Source organism: Paracoccus sp. Ld10, from assembly GCF_045064235.1.
Taxonomy (GTDB): Bacteria; Pseudomonadota; Alphaproteobacteria; order Rhodobacterales; family Rhodobacteraceae; genus Paracoccus.
Genome location: NZ_JBISHD010000028.1, coordinates 190,472 through 205,304 on the forward strand (window position 1 = coordinate 190,472; position 14,833 = coordinate 205,304).

Annotated in this window: 14 protein-coding genes; 8 read left to right on the forward strand and 6 right to left on the reverse strand. The window is 65.7% G+C overall.

The annotated features are described in order from the left end of the window. Positions 1–59: 59 nt before the first annotated feature. Positions 60–1,115 (reverse strand): substrate-binding domain-containing protein, encoded by a 1,056-nt coding sequence (locus tag ACJJVR_RS11550; protein WP_405404706.1) that lies wholly within the window; start codon positions 1,113–1,115, stop codon positions 60–62. A gap of 216 nt (positions 1,116–1,331) precedes the next feature. Here ACJJVR_RS11550 and ACJJVR_RS11555 point away from each other — a divergent pair, with 216 nt between their 5' ends. The 6 genes from ACJJVR_RS11555 (at position 1,332) to ACJJVR_RS11580 (ending at position 7,948) form a co-directional block, all read left to right on the forward strand. After that, a complete protein-coding gene (locus ACJJVR_RS11555) occupies positions 1,332–2,066 on the forward strand; it encodes a PhnD/SsuA/transferrin family substrate-binding protein (protein ID WP_405404707.1) in 735 nt (244 codons plus the stop codon). Between the two features lie 119 nt (positions 2,067–2,185). Further along, entirely contained in the window at positions 2,186–2,545 is a 360-nt protein-coding gene (locus ACJJVR_RS11560) for a hypothetical protein (RefSeq protein WP_405404708.1), read from the forward strand. Positions 2,546–2,590: 45 nt separating this feature from the next. Next, positions 2,591–3,592 (forward strand): ATP-binding protein, encoded by a 1,002-nt coding sequence (locus ACJJVR_RS11565; RefSeq protein WP_405404710.1) that lies wholly within the window; start codon positions 2,591–2,593, stop codon positions 3,590–3,592. Next, positions 3,589–4,791, forward strand: coding sequence for a sigma-54-dependent transcriptional regulator (locus ACJJVR_RS11570; protein ID WP_405404712.1), 1,203 nt, complete (start codon positions 3,589–3,591; stop codon positions 4,789–4,791). Before ACJJVR_RS11565 ends, ACJJVR_RS11570 begins: the two co-directional genes overlap by 4 nt. Positions 4,792–4,934: 143 nt before the next feature. After that, a complete protein-coding gene (locus tag ACJJVR_RS11575; RefSeq protein WP_405404713.1) occupies positions 4,935–5,468 on the forward strand; it encodes an arsenate reductase (azurin) small subunit in 534 nt (177 codons plus the stop codon). A gap of 14 nt (positions 5,469–5,482) precedes the next feature. Continuing rightward, on the forward strand, positions 5,483–7,948 hold the full coding sequence (locus tag ACJJVR_RS11580; protein ID WP_405404715.1) for an arsenate reductase (azurin) large subunit: 2,466 nt from the start codon (positions 5,483–5,485) through the stop codon (positions 7,946–7,948). A 64-nt stretch (positions 7,949–8,012) separates the two neighbouring features. Here the strand turns inward: ACJJVR_RS11580 and phnE (ACJJVR_RS11585) are convergent, their stop codons facing one another. The 5 genes from phnE (ACJJVR_RS11585) to ACJJVR_RS11605 form a co-directional block, all read right to left on the reverse strand. Then, positions 8,013–8,813 (reverse strand): phosphonate ABC transporter, permease protein PhnE, encoded by an 801-nt coding sequence (gene phnE / locus ACJJVR_RS11585; RefSeq protein ID WP_405404731.1) that lies wholly within the window; start codon positions 8,811–8,813, stop codon positions 8,013–8,015. Positions 8,814–8,830: 17 nt separating this feature from the next. Beyond that, a complete protein-coding gene (phnE, locus tag ACJJVR_RS11590) occupies positions 8,831–9,628 on the reverse strand; it encodes a phosphonate ABC transporter, permease protein PhnE (RefSeq protein WP_405404716.1) in 798 nt (265 codons plus the stop codon). After that, positions 9,625–10,449 (reverse strand): phosphonate ABC transporter ATP-binding protein, encoded by an 825-nt coding sequence (gene phnC / locus ACJJVR_RS11595; RefSeq protein ID WP_405404717.1) that lies wholly within the window; start codon positions 10,447–10,449, stop codon positions 9,625–9,627. The genes phnE (ACJJVR_RS11590) and phnC overlap by 4 nt, the downstream gene beginning before the upstream one ends. Before the next feature lie 73 nt (positions 10,450–10,522). Next, positions 10,523–11,473, reverse strand: coding sequence for a phosphate/phosphite/phosphonate ABC transporter substrate-binding protein (gene phnD / locus ACJJVR_RS11600; protein WP_405404719.1), 951 nt, complete (start codon positions 11,471–11,473; stop codon positions 10,523–10,525). Positions 11,474–11,784: 311 nt separating this feature from the next. Beyond that, positions 11,785–12,477 (reverse strand): DnaA N-terminal domain-containing protein, encoded by a 693-nt coding sequence (locus ACJJVR_RS11605; protein ID WP_405404720.1) that lies wholly within the window; start codon positions 12,475–12,477, stop codon positions 11,785–11,787. Positions 12,478–12,928: 451 nt separating this feature from the next. On the opposite strand from ACJJVR_RS11605, the gene ACJJVR_RS11610 reads away from it, so the two are divergent. Beyond that, a complete protein-coding gene (locus ACJJVR_RS11610) occupies positions 12,929–14,233 on the forward strand; it encodes an AAA family ATPase (RefSeq protein ID WP_405404722.1) in 1,305 nt (434 codons plus the stop codon). Beyond that, a partial coding sequence (locus tag ACJJVR_RS11615) for a ParB/RepB/Spo0J family partition protein (protein WP_405404724.1) occupies positions 14,230–14,833 on the forward strand: 604 nt, incomplete at its 3' end. The genes ACJJVR_RS11610 and ACJJVR_RS11615, both read left to right, overlap by 4 nt.

The following is a 14,833-nucleotide window of genomic DNA, read 5'->3' on the forward strand; positions in this document are numbered from 1 at the left end:
CCCTCTTGATCGTTACGAGCCCGCCCCGTTGTGCACGGGGCGGGCCGGGGATGGTCGGATTACTCGGCGACGGCGAAATCGCCCTCGCCCGAAATCACGCGCTCGACCAGTTCAGCGCGCTCATCCTCGGGCAGCGAGACCAGGCCGCGTTCGCCCAGGTAGCCCATGTCGCCCAGGGCGTTGTCGGACATGTACTCGGCCACGAATTCCTGCAGGTTCGGGATCACACCGCGATGCGCGTCCTTGACGTAGAAATACAGCGGACGCGACAGCGGATAGTCGCCCGATGCGATCGTCTCCATCTCGGCCTTGACGCCGTCCAGCGGCACGTCGACCAAGGTGTCGGTGTTTTCGAACAGGAACGAATAGCCAAAGATGCCAAGCGCGTTCGGGTCGGTGTTCAGGCGCTGGACGATCAGGTTGTCGTTCTCGCCGGCCTCGATGAACGGACCGTCGGTGCGCATGCGCGAACAGTTCTCGTCGACCCAGTCCTCGTTGCCCGATGCTTCGGACAGTTCCATCGCCGGGGCGTGCTCTTCGCAACCGGCATGCATGGCCAGTTCGACGAACGCGTCACGGGTGCCCGAGGTCGGCGGGGGCCCCATCACGGTGATCGCGACGTCGGGCAGCGAGGCATCGATCTGCGACCAGTTGGTATAGGGGTTGGCAGCCAGCGCGCCGTCCTGCGGGATCTCGGCGGCCAGCGCCAGATAGACCTGCTCCAGCGTCAGGCCCCAGTCGGCCTCGCTGTTGCGCGACACGGCCATGACCAGGCCGTCGTAACCGATCAGCGCCTCGGTGATGTCGGTGACGCCGTTCTCGACGCACAGGTCGTATTCCGATTTGGTCATCGCACGCGACGCGCCGGTGATGTCCGGGGTCTGCTCTCCGACGCCGCTGCAAAAGATCTGCATGCCGCCACCGGTTCCGGTCGATTCCACGATCGGCGCGGGGGTGCCGGTCTGGTTCGAGAACTCTTCGGCCACGGCCTGGGTATAGGGGAACACGGTCGACGAACCGACGATGCGGATCTGATCGCGCGACTGAGCGAACGCGCCGCCGGCCGAAAGGGCAATCACGGACAGGGCGGTGGCGGTAAGGCCGAGGGTCTTCATGAGTCGTCTCCTGTGGAGTTGAACGATGCCTGAACGACATATTACTCGTATGTAACGCTCATGCCCTATTCGTGTGACATCTTCATGACAGCGCCCGACAACGGCCCGGTTCTGGCGCCATCCTGCTTCTTGCGGCGGGGGCGGACCATTCGGGCACTGGCCTTTTCCGTCGAATACGCAGACGATGAACCCCTGTCCGATCAAAGGATGCAACCGGTGACCCACGCGCCATGCACAAGGCGCCGTGCCTTTCTGGCCGCAGCCACGCTTGGCTTGGCGGCACCCCATGTCGCGTTCGCCGCGGCCCCCGTCAGGCTTGGCGTCACCCCCGTGTTCGCCGATGGCGACATCGACGTGATCGGACCGCTGCAGCGCGCCCTGGAAACGTCGATGTCCCGCCCGGTCCAGATCGTGCAGCGGCGCACCTATCAGGAGGTGACAGGCCTGCTCTTGTCGGGAAACGTCGATGCGGCCTGGATCTGCGGGTTCCCGTTCCTGCAGCACCAACAACAGCTGTCGATCCTGGCCGTGCCGCTGTGGCATGCGGCGCCCACCTATCGGTCCTATCTGATCGTGGCGTCCGATGACCGGGCGCGGTCGCTGTCCGATCTTCGCAATGCCCGCCACGCCTTCTCGGACCCCGACAGCAATTCCGGCTGGCTGGTGACCGCGTCCGACCTTGCCCGCATGGGCACCACGCCGGACATGTTCTTTGGCCGCACGATCTTTACCTATGGCCATCGCAACGTGGTGCGCGCCGTGGCCAGCGGCCTGACCCGATCGGGCAGCGTCGATGGCTATGTCTGGCAGGCCCTGTCGCAGATAGAGCCGCATCTGACCGGGCGGACCCGCGTGATCGGCCGGTCCGAACCGTTCGACTTTCCCCCCTTTGTCTGCCGCATGTCGGACCGGACCGACGACCGGGTCCGGACGCTGCGGCGCGCCCTGTAGGGTCTGGCCGACACCGCGACGGGGCGGACGGCGCTTGACCTGTTACGGATCGACGGGATGACCGTGGGCGGGCCGGACCTTTACGACGGTATCCGCAGGCGCATGCAGGATCTGGCCGGATGATGCGCGGCGTGCCCTTTTCCCTGCGCGTGCCGCTGATCGTCGTGCTGCTGATGGTCCTGGTGGGCATCGTCGCATCCCAGCTTGTCCTGCGGTCGCTGCGGACGGTGCAACAGGACCGTGTGCAGGAACTGGTGCGGCTGCATGTCGACGGCATGGCGGTCGCGCTTGGCCCCGCCGTCATGCGCGAGGATATCTGGGAGGTCTATGACATCCTGGACCGCGCGGCCCGCGCGACGCGGGGTCAGCGCATGGTCCTGACCGTGGTCGCCAACCGCGCGGGCCGCGTTCTGGCGGCGTCCGACCCGCGACAGGCCCCGGTCGATGCCGATATCGGCCCGATGGCCGCGGGGGCCTAGCCACCCCATGCGATCACCCTGACCGGCTCCGACCCGCATCTTCGGGTGGTCACCGACCTGTATCATCAGGACCGGCCGACGGGACGGCTGCTGTCGGTTCTGGACGTCACGGACCTGATCGCGGAACGGCGCCATGCGGTCCGGCTTTTGCTGATCGGCAACGGTCTGGCCACGATCCTGCTGGCATCGGGCGGTTTCCTGTTCGTGCGCCGCATGGTGCGCCCGCTGCGCCAGCTGGCGGACCGCATGACCGCCATGCAGGGGCGGCCGCAGGCCTTTCCCGACGATCGGATGCCCCATGGCGACCCTGAACTGTCGGCCCTGCTCCGAACCTATAACCGCATGTCAGCCGAGGTGCAGGCGCGTGTCGAGGCCGAACGGCGGCTGGCCGAACGCGAACGCTTCGTGTCGCTTGGCCGGTTGTCGTCCTCTCTGGCGCACGAGGTGAACAACCCCCTTGGCGGGCTGTTGAATGCCACCGACACGATCAGGACCTATGCGCACCGCCCCGACGTGGTGCGGGAATCGTCCGATCTCGTCGAACGGGGGCTGAGGCATCTGCGCGACGTGGTGCGGGTCACGCTGGACCAGCACCGGTCCGATACCGGTCACCGGCCCCTGACCCCCGAGGATTTCGACGACCTCCGCCTGCTGTTCCAGCCCGAGGCGTCGCGCATGGATCAGCGGCTGGAATGGCGCATCGACGCCGATGCCGATGGCCTGCGGGGCTTCCCCGCGGGTCCGGTGCGCCAGATCGCCCTGAACCTGTTGCTGAATGCCGCCAACGCGGCGGGTCCCGGTGGACGGATCGGTCTGACTGCCGTGGCCGGCCAATGCCTGACCCTGACGGTATCCGACAACGGCGCGGGCCTGTCGCAGGATGCCCGCGACCGGCTGAAGGGCGACCGCCCCCTGCCGCCCGGCGGCGGCCTGGGGCTGCGGATGATCCGCGATCTGTGCCGCGACCTGCATGGCACGATCACCGATGACCGACAGGACGGCATGACACGGATATCGGTCACCCTGCCCCGGATGGCGCCATCATGATGCTGACCGGCCGCCGCATCGTGCTGATCGAGGACGACGCCATCATGGGCGCATCGATCCATCAGCGCCTGCAACTGGAGGGCGCGGATGTCCAATGGCTCAAGCTGCTGCGCGAGTCGGTCGGTGCGCTGCGCACGCCGCGCCTGCCGGTCGATGCGGTGATCTGCGACATCCGCCTGCCCGACGGCACGGGCGAGGATCTGTTCCTGACGCTGTGCCGCACGATGGTCCCGCCCCCCTTCTTGTTCATCACCGGACAGGGTCAGACCGATCAGGCCGTGCGCCTGCTGCATTCCGGTGCCGTCGACTACATCACCAAGCCCTTCGAGATGCCCGCCCTGCTGTCGCGCCTTGTCCAGGCCATGCGCGACCCGGCTGAGAACGCGTTTACCGGCACGATCGGCCTGTCGGCCCTGGCGGTGCAGGTCCAGAACCGGGCGGCGGATCTTGCGGACCTGGACACCCCCCTGCTGATCCGCGGAGAGGCGGGCACCGGCAAGGCTCGCCTTGCGCGACACCTGCACCGCCTGTCCGACCGGCAGGCCGCGCCCTTTGTGGCCGTCGAACCGGGGCGAGACGACGTCACGGGTGACACCCTTACCCATCTGGCGCGCCGGGCCGGGGACGGCATCCTGTTCGTCGACGGTCTGGACCGGCTGTCCCCGCCGATGCAGGACTGGCTGATGACCTATCTGGACGCCGCGCCCGTCGCGCGCCTGATCGCGACCTGCATTCCCGATCCCGGCGACCTCGTCCGGCCCGACCTGATGGCCCGGATGGGCACGTCGGATATCCTCATCCCACCGCTGCGCGACAGGCCACAGGATGCCGCCTGGCTGCTGGACCGGCTGGCGGGTCCGATGGCCGCGCGCGCCGGCAGGCCGCGGCCCGACATCTCGGACCTGACCGTCCAGGCCGTGCGCAACCATGATTGGCCCGGAAACGGTCGCGAACTGCGCACCCGACTGGCGCATGCGCTGAGCGCGATGACCGGGGACACGCTGTTTCCCGCCGATCTTTTCCCCGAGAGCCTGTCCGGCCACCCGATGCTGACCCTGGCCGCGGAACGCGACCGAACCGAACGCGCCCATATCCTGCGCGCGCTGGAACGGTCCGGAGGCCAGATCATCGAGGCCGCCCGCCTGCTGGACATCTCGCGCACGACGCTGTGGCAGAAGATGTCCAAGCACGGGCTGTGACGGCGCGTGGATGTTAGGAAATCCGAACATCGCGAATTATTATTTCCTAACAACCGTTTACCATGCCGCTTTCCCACCGCATCACCCGCCCGCCGACCGCCGCGCTGGACTAGTCTTCTCTCAGGGAACCTGAGAGGAGGACGATGACCATGAAATGCAACCGCATGATCGACGCCGGACGGCGCCATTTCCTGCGCGGGGGTGCCGTCAGCATGGCGGGCGCCGCAGCAGCCGCCGTTCTGCCCGCGGCGCAGGCCAGGGCGCAACCGGCCCTTGCCATGCTGACCTATCCGTCGACCCGGCTGGCCAATATCGCCGACCTGGCCGTGAACGAGCCGCTGGACATCGCCTATCCCGATGACGACAGCCCCGGCATCCTGATCAAACTGGGCGCCCCTGTCGAAGGCGGCACAGGCCCCGACAGCGACATCGTCGCCTTTTCGGTGCTGTGCCCGCACAAGGGATATTTCATGAGCTATCACGCCGCCGACATGACGCTGAACTGCCCCGGCCATTTCTCGCGGTTCGACTGTGAAAAGGGCGGCCAGCAGATCTGGGGCCACGCCACGCAGAACCTGCCGCAATTCATGCTGCGAGTCGACGATGCGGGCGACATTCATGCCGAGGGCGCGGACGAGCTGATCCACGGCCGCCTGTCCAACGTGCTGCAAGGCTGAGGGGGAACACCATCATGGCATTCAAGACCCATATCGACCGCCTGCCGATCATTCCGGCGGACGCGCGCGAACACAACGTCACCTGCCACTATTGCATCGTCGGATGCGGGTACAAGGCCTATACATGGCCCCTGAGCCAACAGGGCGGCACCGCACCCGGCGACAACAAATTTGGCGTCGACCTGGCCACCCAGCAATATGCCGACACCGAGGCGTGGTATGCGCCATCCATGTACAACGTCGTCAAGCAGGACGGCCGCGACGTGCATCTGGTGATCAAGCCGGACGTGGATTGCCTGGTCAATGCGGGCCTGGGGTCCGTGCGCGGGGCGCGCATGGCCGAAAACCGGCGTTCCGACATCACCGGCACCCAGCAACAGCGGCTGACCGACCCGATGGTCTGGCGCTATGGCACATGGCAGCCGACCAGCTGGGACGACGCGCTGGACCTGGTCGCCCGCGTCACCGCCCGCGTGATCGACCGCGACGCCGAGGACGACCTGTACGTCTCTATGTTCGACCATGGCGGCTCGGGCGGCGGGTACGAGAACACCTGGGGCACGGGCAAGTTGTATTTCGGGGCGATGAAGGTCAAGAACACCCGCATTCACAACCGCCCCGCCTATAATTCCGAGGTTCATTCGTCGCGCGACATGGGCGTGGACGAACTGAACTATGCCTACGAGGACTGGCAACTGACCGACACGATGTTCCTGGTCGGCGTCAATCCGATGGAATGCCAGACCAACCTGTTCCTGAACCACATGGTCGCGGGCATGCGCAACGGTGCGCGCGTCATCGTGGTCGATCCGCGCCGGACGGTGACGGTGGATGCTTGCGAACAGGTGGCGGGCCCCGAAAACGTCCTGCATCTGCATATCGACAGCGGGTCGGACCTGGCGCTGTTCAACACGCTTTTCACGCATATCGCCGATCAGGGTTGGATCGATGCCGATTTCATCGCCGCCTCGACCTTTGCCGACGGCACCGCGGTCCCCGAGGACGCCGCCCACCCCGCGGCCCTTGGATCGTTCGACGCCGCGCGTGAGGCCTGCCGGATGAGCCTGTCCGACGGTGCCGCCGCAACCGGCCTGACCGAGGATCAGATCGTCCAGGCCGCCGAATGGATCGCCATGCCGCATGACGACGGCAGCCGCCGCAAATGCGTGACCGGCTACGAAAAGGGCATCATCTGGGGCAACGACAACTATCGTGTCGTGGGTGCGTTGCTGAACATCGCGCTGGCCACCGGCAATGTCGGGCGCGAGGGGGGCGGATGCTGCCGCCTTGGCGGCCACCAGGAAGGATATTTCCGCCCCTCCGACGCGCATATCCCCCGCCCCGCCCCCAATGTCGATCAGCTGATCATCGATGGCGGCGGCAAGGTGCATCACATCTGGGCCTGCGACCACTACAAGACCACCCAGAACGCGGCCGCGTTCAAGCGCGCCTACAACCGCCGCACCAACATGGTCAAGGAGGCGATGGACGCCAGCGCCGGCAAGACCCGCGACGAACTGGTCGATGCCATCGTCGCGGCCATCGACGCGGGCGGGCTGTTTTCCGTCGATGTCGACATCATCCACAGCCAGATCGGACAGGCGGCCCATGTGATCCTGCCCGCGGTCGAATCCGGAGAGATGAACCTGACCTCGATGAACGGCGAACGCCGGATGCGTCTGGTCCAGAAATACATGGACGCGCCGGGCACCGCGCAGCCCGACTGCATCATCGCAGCGCGTCTGGCCAACCACCTGGAACGGGTGCTGCGCGACGATGGCCGCGCGGATTATGCCGACCAGTTCACCGGCTTTGACTGGCAGACAGAGGCCGACGCCTTTGCCGATGGCTATGGCAGCGCCCATCCCGACGTCACCTATGACCGCCTGCGGGCGGCGGGCAACAATGGCGTGCAGGAACCCGTCACGGGCTATCAGGACGGCGCGCTGGTCGGCACGCCGCGCCTGTACACCGACGGCGTGTTCACCCGCCACGGGCGCGACGACGGCAAGGCGCTGTTCTGCATGGGCGCGTGGCGCGGGTTCCAGGCACCGGGCAAGGACGCGCAAAAGGCACGCTATCGTTTTCTGATCAACAACGGACGGTCGAACCTGAACTGGCAAAGCTGGTTCCTGGATCAGCGCAACGAGTTCGTGAACGACCGTTGGGACCTGCCGTTCATCCAGATCCATCCCGACGACATGGCCGATCTGGGCGTGGCACAGGGCGACATGGTCGAGATCTACAACGACGTCGGCGCGACGCAGGCGCTGGTCTATCCCGAACCGACCGCGCGCCGAAACCAGACGTTCATGATCTTCGGCGCCCCACGCGGCACGCAGGGCAACGTCACCAATGCCGGAACGAACGAGCTGATGATTCCGACCTACAAACATGCCTGGGCCGATATCCGCAAGATCGCGGATGCCAGCCCCGCGGCGGGCCGGGTGTCGTTCAAATCCTGGGAGGTCGAACTCTGATACGCATCGCGCCGCCGGACCTCATCCGGCGGCGCACGACACCCCGGGGTCGCCCGTCCCCGCCTCAGATCAGCGCGCGCCGCACCGTGCCGGAGATCCATTCCGACACGATGACCGTCCCCAGGATCACGATCAGGATCATCGTCACCTGCGGCCAGGCCAGCGTGTTCAGCGACGCCTGCAGCTTCAGCCCCAGCCCGCCCGCGCCGACCAGCCCCAGGATGGCGCTTTCGCGGATGTTGATGTCCCACCGGAACACCGCGATGCCCCAGAACGTCGGCAGCACCTGCGGGACGATGCCATAGGACAGCACCTGCGCCGGGCTTGCGCCGGTGGCCACCACGGCCTCGATCTGTCGGGGGTCGGTCTCCTCGATGGCCTCGTACAGCAGCTTGCCGATGAACCCGATCGACCGCAGCGCGATGGCGATGATCCCGGCCAGCAGCCCCGGCCCCAGGATCGCCACCAGCAGCAGTGCCCAGATCAGCGCGTTGATCGACCGCGACCCCACGATCACGAACATCGCCAAGGGCCGCAGCAGCCGAGGCGAGGGCGAGGTGTTGCGCGCCGCAAGCCACGCGACCGGCACCGCCATGACCACGCCCAGCATCGTGCCAAGCGTCGCCATGTTCAGCGTGTCCCACAGCGGCACCATCAGGTCGGGCAGATAGCCGAACGCGGGCGGAACCATGCGCCCGCCTATATCGGCCGCCTGCGCCGGGGCGTCCCAGACAAAGGCCCAGATCGTGCCCTTGGTCATCACGCCCCAGCACCAGACGAACAGCGCCACCAGCCCCATCCACCCCGCCCATATCAGCAGGCGGTGCCGCGGGGTACGCCACGTCCAGATCCGGTCGCCGGTCATCCCAGCCATGCCGTCGCTCATTGCAGGAACTTTCTCAGGTAGGACGATCCGTATTCGGCGATCATCACGATCACGATGATGATCAGCAGGATCGCCCCTGCGCTGTCATATTCGTACCGGTCGATGGCGGTGTTCAGCGTGGCGCCGATGCCGCCCGCCCCCACGATCCCGATGACCGAGCTTTCGCGGAAATTGATGTCCAGCCGATAGACCGACAACCCGATCAGGCGCGGCATGACCTGCGGCTGGACGGCATAGTTGACGACCTGCATCCAACCGGCCCCGGTGGCCCGCACGGCCTCGACCTGGGCCTCGTCCAGATCCTCGATGTCGTCGGCCAGCAGCTTGGCGATGAACCCGATGGTGGCGAATGTCAGCGTCAGGAACCCTGCGAACGGCCCGAACCCGAACATCGCCACAAAAAAGATCGCGATGATAATCTCCTGCACGGCGCGGCTGACTGCGATGATGCTGCGACAGAACGCATGGACCGTGCGTGGCGCGATGTTGCGCGCCGCGCCGATCCCGATCGGGATCGACAGCGCCACCCCCACCACGGTCGACGTCAGCGTCATCGTCAGGCTTTCCTCCAGCCCGCGGGAAATGTCGCGCCAGCGGCTGGTGAAATCCGGCGTCAGGAACCCCTGGGCAAAGCGGACGGCCCGCGACCAGCCTTCGGTCATCCGCACCCAATCCGCGTCCAGCGTGGCCAGCGCGGCCACGAACCAGACCGCGAAACCGACCTGCAGCGCGATGGCCAGCCGGCGGTCCTTGATGATCTGCGGCGGTCGCCGCCAGGTGCTGGGATGGGTCATGCCAGGACCATCGCGTCGCGGGTGGCCATCGCCTCGCGCGCCTCGGCCTGATCGTCGGCCTCGGCGCGGCGCATGGCGTCCCAGTCCTCGTCGCCATAGATGCGGGTCAGGGCGGCGTCGGTCAGCTGGGCGGGCGGGCCGTCGAACACCACCTGCCCCGCGCGCAGACCCACGATCCGCGGCAGGAACTGGCGGGCCAGCGCCACGTCATGGATGTTGACGATCGCCGGCAGGTCGCGCTCGGCGCAGATCTCAGCCAGCAGGCGCATGATCTGGCGGCTGGTCTTGGGATCGAGGCTGGCCGTCGGCTCGTCGATCAACAACAGCTCGGGGTCCTGCGCCAGCGCGCGCGCGATCCCCACCCGCTGTCGCTGACCGCCCGACAGGGCATCCGCCCGCTTGTCCGCATGATCGGCCAGACCCACCCGGTCCAGCAGGGCATAGGCCCGCGCGATGTCCGCCGGGGGAAACCTGCGCGTGAAACTCTGCCAGAAACTGACATAGCCCAAGCGCCCGGACAGCACGTTCTCCATCACGGTCAGCCGTTCGACCAGCGCGTATTCCTGAAAGATCATCCCGATGCGGCGCCGCTGCCGGCGCAGCGCCCGCGGGGACAACCCCGTCAGCTGCGTCCGGCCCAGGGTGATGCGCCCCGCCGTCGGTTCGACCAGCTGGTTGATGCAGCGGATCAGCGACGACTTGCCCGCCCCCGACGGGCCGATCAGCCCCACGACCTGCCCCTTGGGCACCGACAGGGTGACATCGTTCACCGCCCGGTCCCCGGTCCTGTAGGTCTTGGTCAGCCCCTGCAACTCCAGCATCGCGCTCTCCGTCCGTCCATGGGAATGGCCGGGGACGCCTGCGCACCCCCGGCCATGGCTGCCGCGATGCGGATCAGCTGCAGGAATATTCCACGCCCATCGTCTCGTCGATCTGGCGCACGACGGACCATGTGTCGGCGAAATCGATCTCGATGAACTGCGATTCACCCGAATTGCTGAACTCGGCCTCCAGCGCGGTGCCGGTCCAGTCGAAATCAAAGAACGCCTGGCGGATCTTGTCCTGCAACTCGGGGGTCAGGTCGTGGGCCACGCCATAGCCGGTCGTCGGGAACGTCTCGGACGTGTACAGCACCTTGAACTGATCGTCGGACACCACGTCGCGTTCGATCATCCGGGTCCGGACCGAATTCGCGATCGCCGCGGCAGGATAGTCGCCATTGGCCACGCCCAGGATCGAATTGTCATGCTTGCCCGAGAACACCGGCTCGAAATCGGTGCCCGCGACCATGTCGTATTCGGCCTGCAACAGCGCCGACGGCGCCTTGAAGCCGGAATTCGACGTCTCGGCGGTGAACGCCATCTGGCCGCCGCGGATGCCCTCGACATCGTCGATGCCGCTGTCGGGATGGGTGATGATCTCCATCTCATAGCCAAAGCTGCCGTCATCGGCCGCCATCATCGCAAAGGGACGAAACCCCGCGCAGGCGACGGCCAGCGGGTTCGACCCGGTGTTGAAACCCGCGACATGCAGACGACCCGCGCGCATCGCCTCGATCTGGGCGGCGTTGCTGTCGACCGGAAAGAACTGGACGTCCTTGCCCGTGACCTCGGCCATATGGTCCAGAAACTCCTGCCAGACTTCGGCATAGACGGCCGGATCCTCGACGGGGGTATAGGCAAAGACCAGCGTGCCGGGGTCGGACAGATCGGCCGCATCGGTGGGAATGTCGGCGATCATGTCGCCATCGGCATCGGTATAGCGCGGGTCCAGGGCGAATTCGGCATGTGCCGCCTGCAGGGACAAAAGGCTGATTGCCGCGGCGGTCAGGGTCGTCCGGTTCATGGTGGCCTCACAGGAACAAGGATTGTCGGTGGGGCCGTGACTACGCAACCCATGTGACGATTTCGCGACAGTCCCATGCGATCACGGCCCGCTCCTGCTGCTAATCTTGTCGAACGATGCGTTCATAGCCCTGATAATGCAGGGTTAATCCGCCATGCTGCTGATAGCGTTAATACGGCCCGGTTGCGACCAAAAGCCGTGGTGCCCTCTTGGTTGATACCAGCGCGGTCTCAAACCTTGCACCACAGAGCCCGTGACCGTGCATCGTCTGCCGCGTACCGGATGACGCAGCAGATCCGCGGCGAACCCCGTCAGACCGAGGTAACGCGGACCTCTCCCAATGTGGGGTCGCTGCGGCGCGCGGCCATCTGCAGGCGGCCCAGCAGATGGGTGCGCACATAGGTTGCGTGAAACCGCGATGGCGCGACCAGGTGCAGGACACCCCCCTGCCCCTCCTCCGGCGACAGCGGCGCGAACCACGCGTCGAACAACGCCGGATCCTCGTCGCGCAGGCGCGCACGGATCAGTGGCCATGGGCCGTGTTTGGTGGCGTCGTGCTCCGACGTCTCGTCGGGTCGCCGGAACGGGACGACATTCGGCGGATCACCGTCTTCCGGTGTCTCTGCGCCCTCGCCCATGCGTGCCGTGAAATCCTCACCTATATTGGACCAGTCAGGGCGCGTGTCCAGCAGGATGCGCTCCACTCCCAGGCCCAGCACCGACACGCGACCGCGCGCGCCCTGTCTTTTGACGACGATCCACCCCGCCTCGCGCAGACGCGCCATGTCCCTTTTGACGGTGCGTTCATCAACGCACCACAGACGCGCCATCTCTCGCTGGCCCATGGTCAGCTCGTCGCGTTGCCAGTTGTATCGTGTCGTGATCAGCGCCATCAGACGCAACACCAGCCGCTGGCGGTGCGGATCCCCGGCCAACGCATGCGCCATCATCGCGGACAGAAGATCGTATTTCCGTGCCGCGGCTTGTCTGCCGACGGGTCGCATCACTTGCATCATCGTTCCTGCCCGTCGGATGTTCGGCACGCTGTCCCGGTAGAGCCGAGATCTTGTGTCATCCCCAACGCCTTTCACCGCTCTGCAGGCATTTGCGTCCTGAAACCCGATTCTGTCAAGCAGATCGCCCGGTTTCGTGATCACCGACCAAAAGTCATTCTTGAATCAGGGTATCACTGGTATAGCGGGACATTCAGGACGTCCCCCAGTAAGCCCAGAACGTCCCCCAATTGGCAGCGGTCGTCAGTGTCACGTCCCCCAATATCCAGCGAACGACCCTAAATCCCTTCGCGATGCGACCACGTGAACGGTGCGGCGATTCGCCAGCAGGTGCTGGATTCGCGCATTTCCTGCGATTAGTGAACAAGGCTTTTGCCAAAAGCGCAAATACGACGTAAAAGCGGGAACAGAAGCAAACAGCGTCCTTGGAAACCGATACAACATGTATACGCACGACGACCTTGCCCGCCTGCAGGCGCAATCCCTCAAGATGCAGGGGTGGATCCGCAGGCAGACCTTCAGCCCCGCCAATGAGAAGACGCTGCGCCGGTTCTCGTCCTGGGAGGTGTCAGAGCTGATCTTTCGCATCAACCAGTCGACCTTCCGGGGCAAGCTGGCCGCCGATCCGAACCTTCCCCTCGGGGAAGTCGAGGAGGACGGTCGTCAGCGGTGGTTCAGTCTGGATGAGGTCAACGAGCTGCGTCGCCGCATCCGCATCAGCAAGAAGACGTTGATGCCGCCCCGCCCCGAGGGCAAGCGCGCCTTTCGTGCGGCCATCGCCAACTTCAAGGGCGGCGCGGGCAAGTCGACGGTCGCATTGCACTTTGCCCATGCGGCAGCGCTTGACGGCTACCGGGTGCTGGTCGTCGATTTCGACCCGCAGGCGACCCTTTCCCACTCCATGGGCCTGAACGATGTCGGAGAGGACCATACGGTCTGGGGCATCATGGCGCGCGATCTGGAGCGAGAGACCGACCGCATGAACACCGCCAGCGCGGGTGCCGAAACCGGAACCGCCCTGCCCCATCGCAAGCTGCCCGCCTCGATCCGGGACATGGGCCTTGGCACGTTGCGCCCGGCGGACTTCATCAAGCCGACCGCCTGGCCCACCATCGACATCGTCCCCAGCTGCGCCAACGCGGCCTTTGTGGAGTTCGCCAGCGCCCAGTACCGGCACCTCAACCCTGAATGGACGTTCTTTGGCGCGGTGTCGCGGTTCCTGGACAGCCTGGCCGACGATGCCTACGACCTGATCCTGTTCGATTGCCCGCCTGCCATCGGGTATCAGTCGATGAACGCGGTCTTTGCCGCCGACATGCTGTATATTCCGTCCGGCCCCGGCTATTGGGAGTATGACAGCACGACCAGCTTTATCGGACAGTTGGCCGAGGCGCTTGAGGATCTGTCCCACGGGTTCGAAAACTTCCCCACGGGGAAGATCAAGCTGCCCAAGGCGTTCGCGGACATCCGGTTCCTGATGACCCGGTACGAGCCCTCGAACGAGTTGCATCAGGCGATGTTCGCGGCGTTCCGGCAGGTGTTCGGCGACCGGCTGGCACAGAACCCGATCGAGTTGACCCGCGCGGTCGAGCAGTCGGGGCGGTTCCTGTCGTCGATCTATGAGATTGATTATCGAGAGATGACGCGGGGGACGTGGCGCCGGGCACGCGCCACGTTCGATCAGGCGTATGAGGAGTTTCGCGGTCACGTGCTGACCGCCTGGACGGAACTGGAGGATGCGCAATGAGCCGCAAGCGTCGGATGTTCGACATCGACATCCCCGAAGACGACACCGAGGGCACCATCCCCGCGGGGAAGGTTCAGGCCGATGGTCGCCGTGGTCCCATGGCCGCCGCGATCAGTGAGACCGCTGAATCGACCCGGGACCGTGCAGTGATAGAAGCACAGATCCGCGCCGAAAACGATGCATTGGCGCAGGAGCATGTACGGTTGAAGCGGGCAGGGCTGATCACCGACCTCATCGCGCTGGACATGATCGATACGACCAAGCTGATCCGCGACCGCAAGCCCGTCGCCGATTTCGACATGGCCGAGTTGGTCAGTTCCATCCGCGACATCGGTCTGTCGAACCCGATCCGTCTGGAGCCGGCCGAGGATGGTCGATACGAGTTGATCCAGGGGTGGCGGCGGCTGTCGGCCTATCGCCAGCTGCTGGAGGAGACGGGCGATGACGAGGCCTGGGGCCGCATTCCGGCGGGCATCGCCGCGCGCGGCGATCAGCTGGAGGCGCTGTACCGGCGCATGGTTGACGAGAACCTGGTGCGCAAGGACATCTCTTTTGCCGAGATGGCGCAGCTGGCGGTGCATTACGCGATGGACCCGCTGA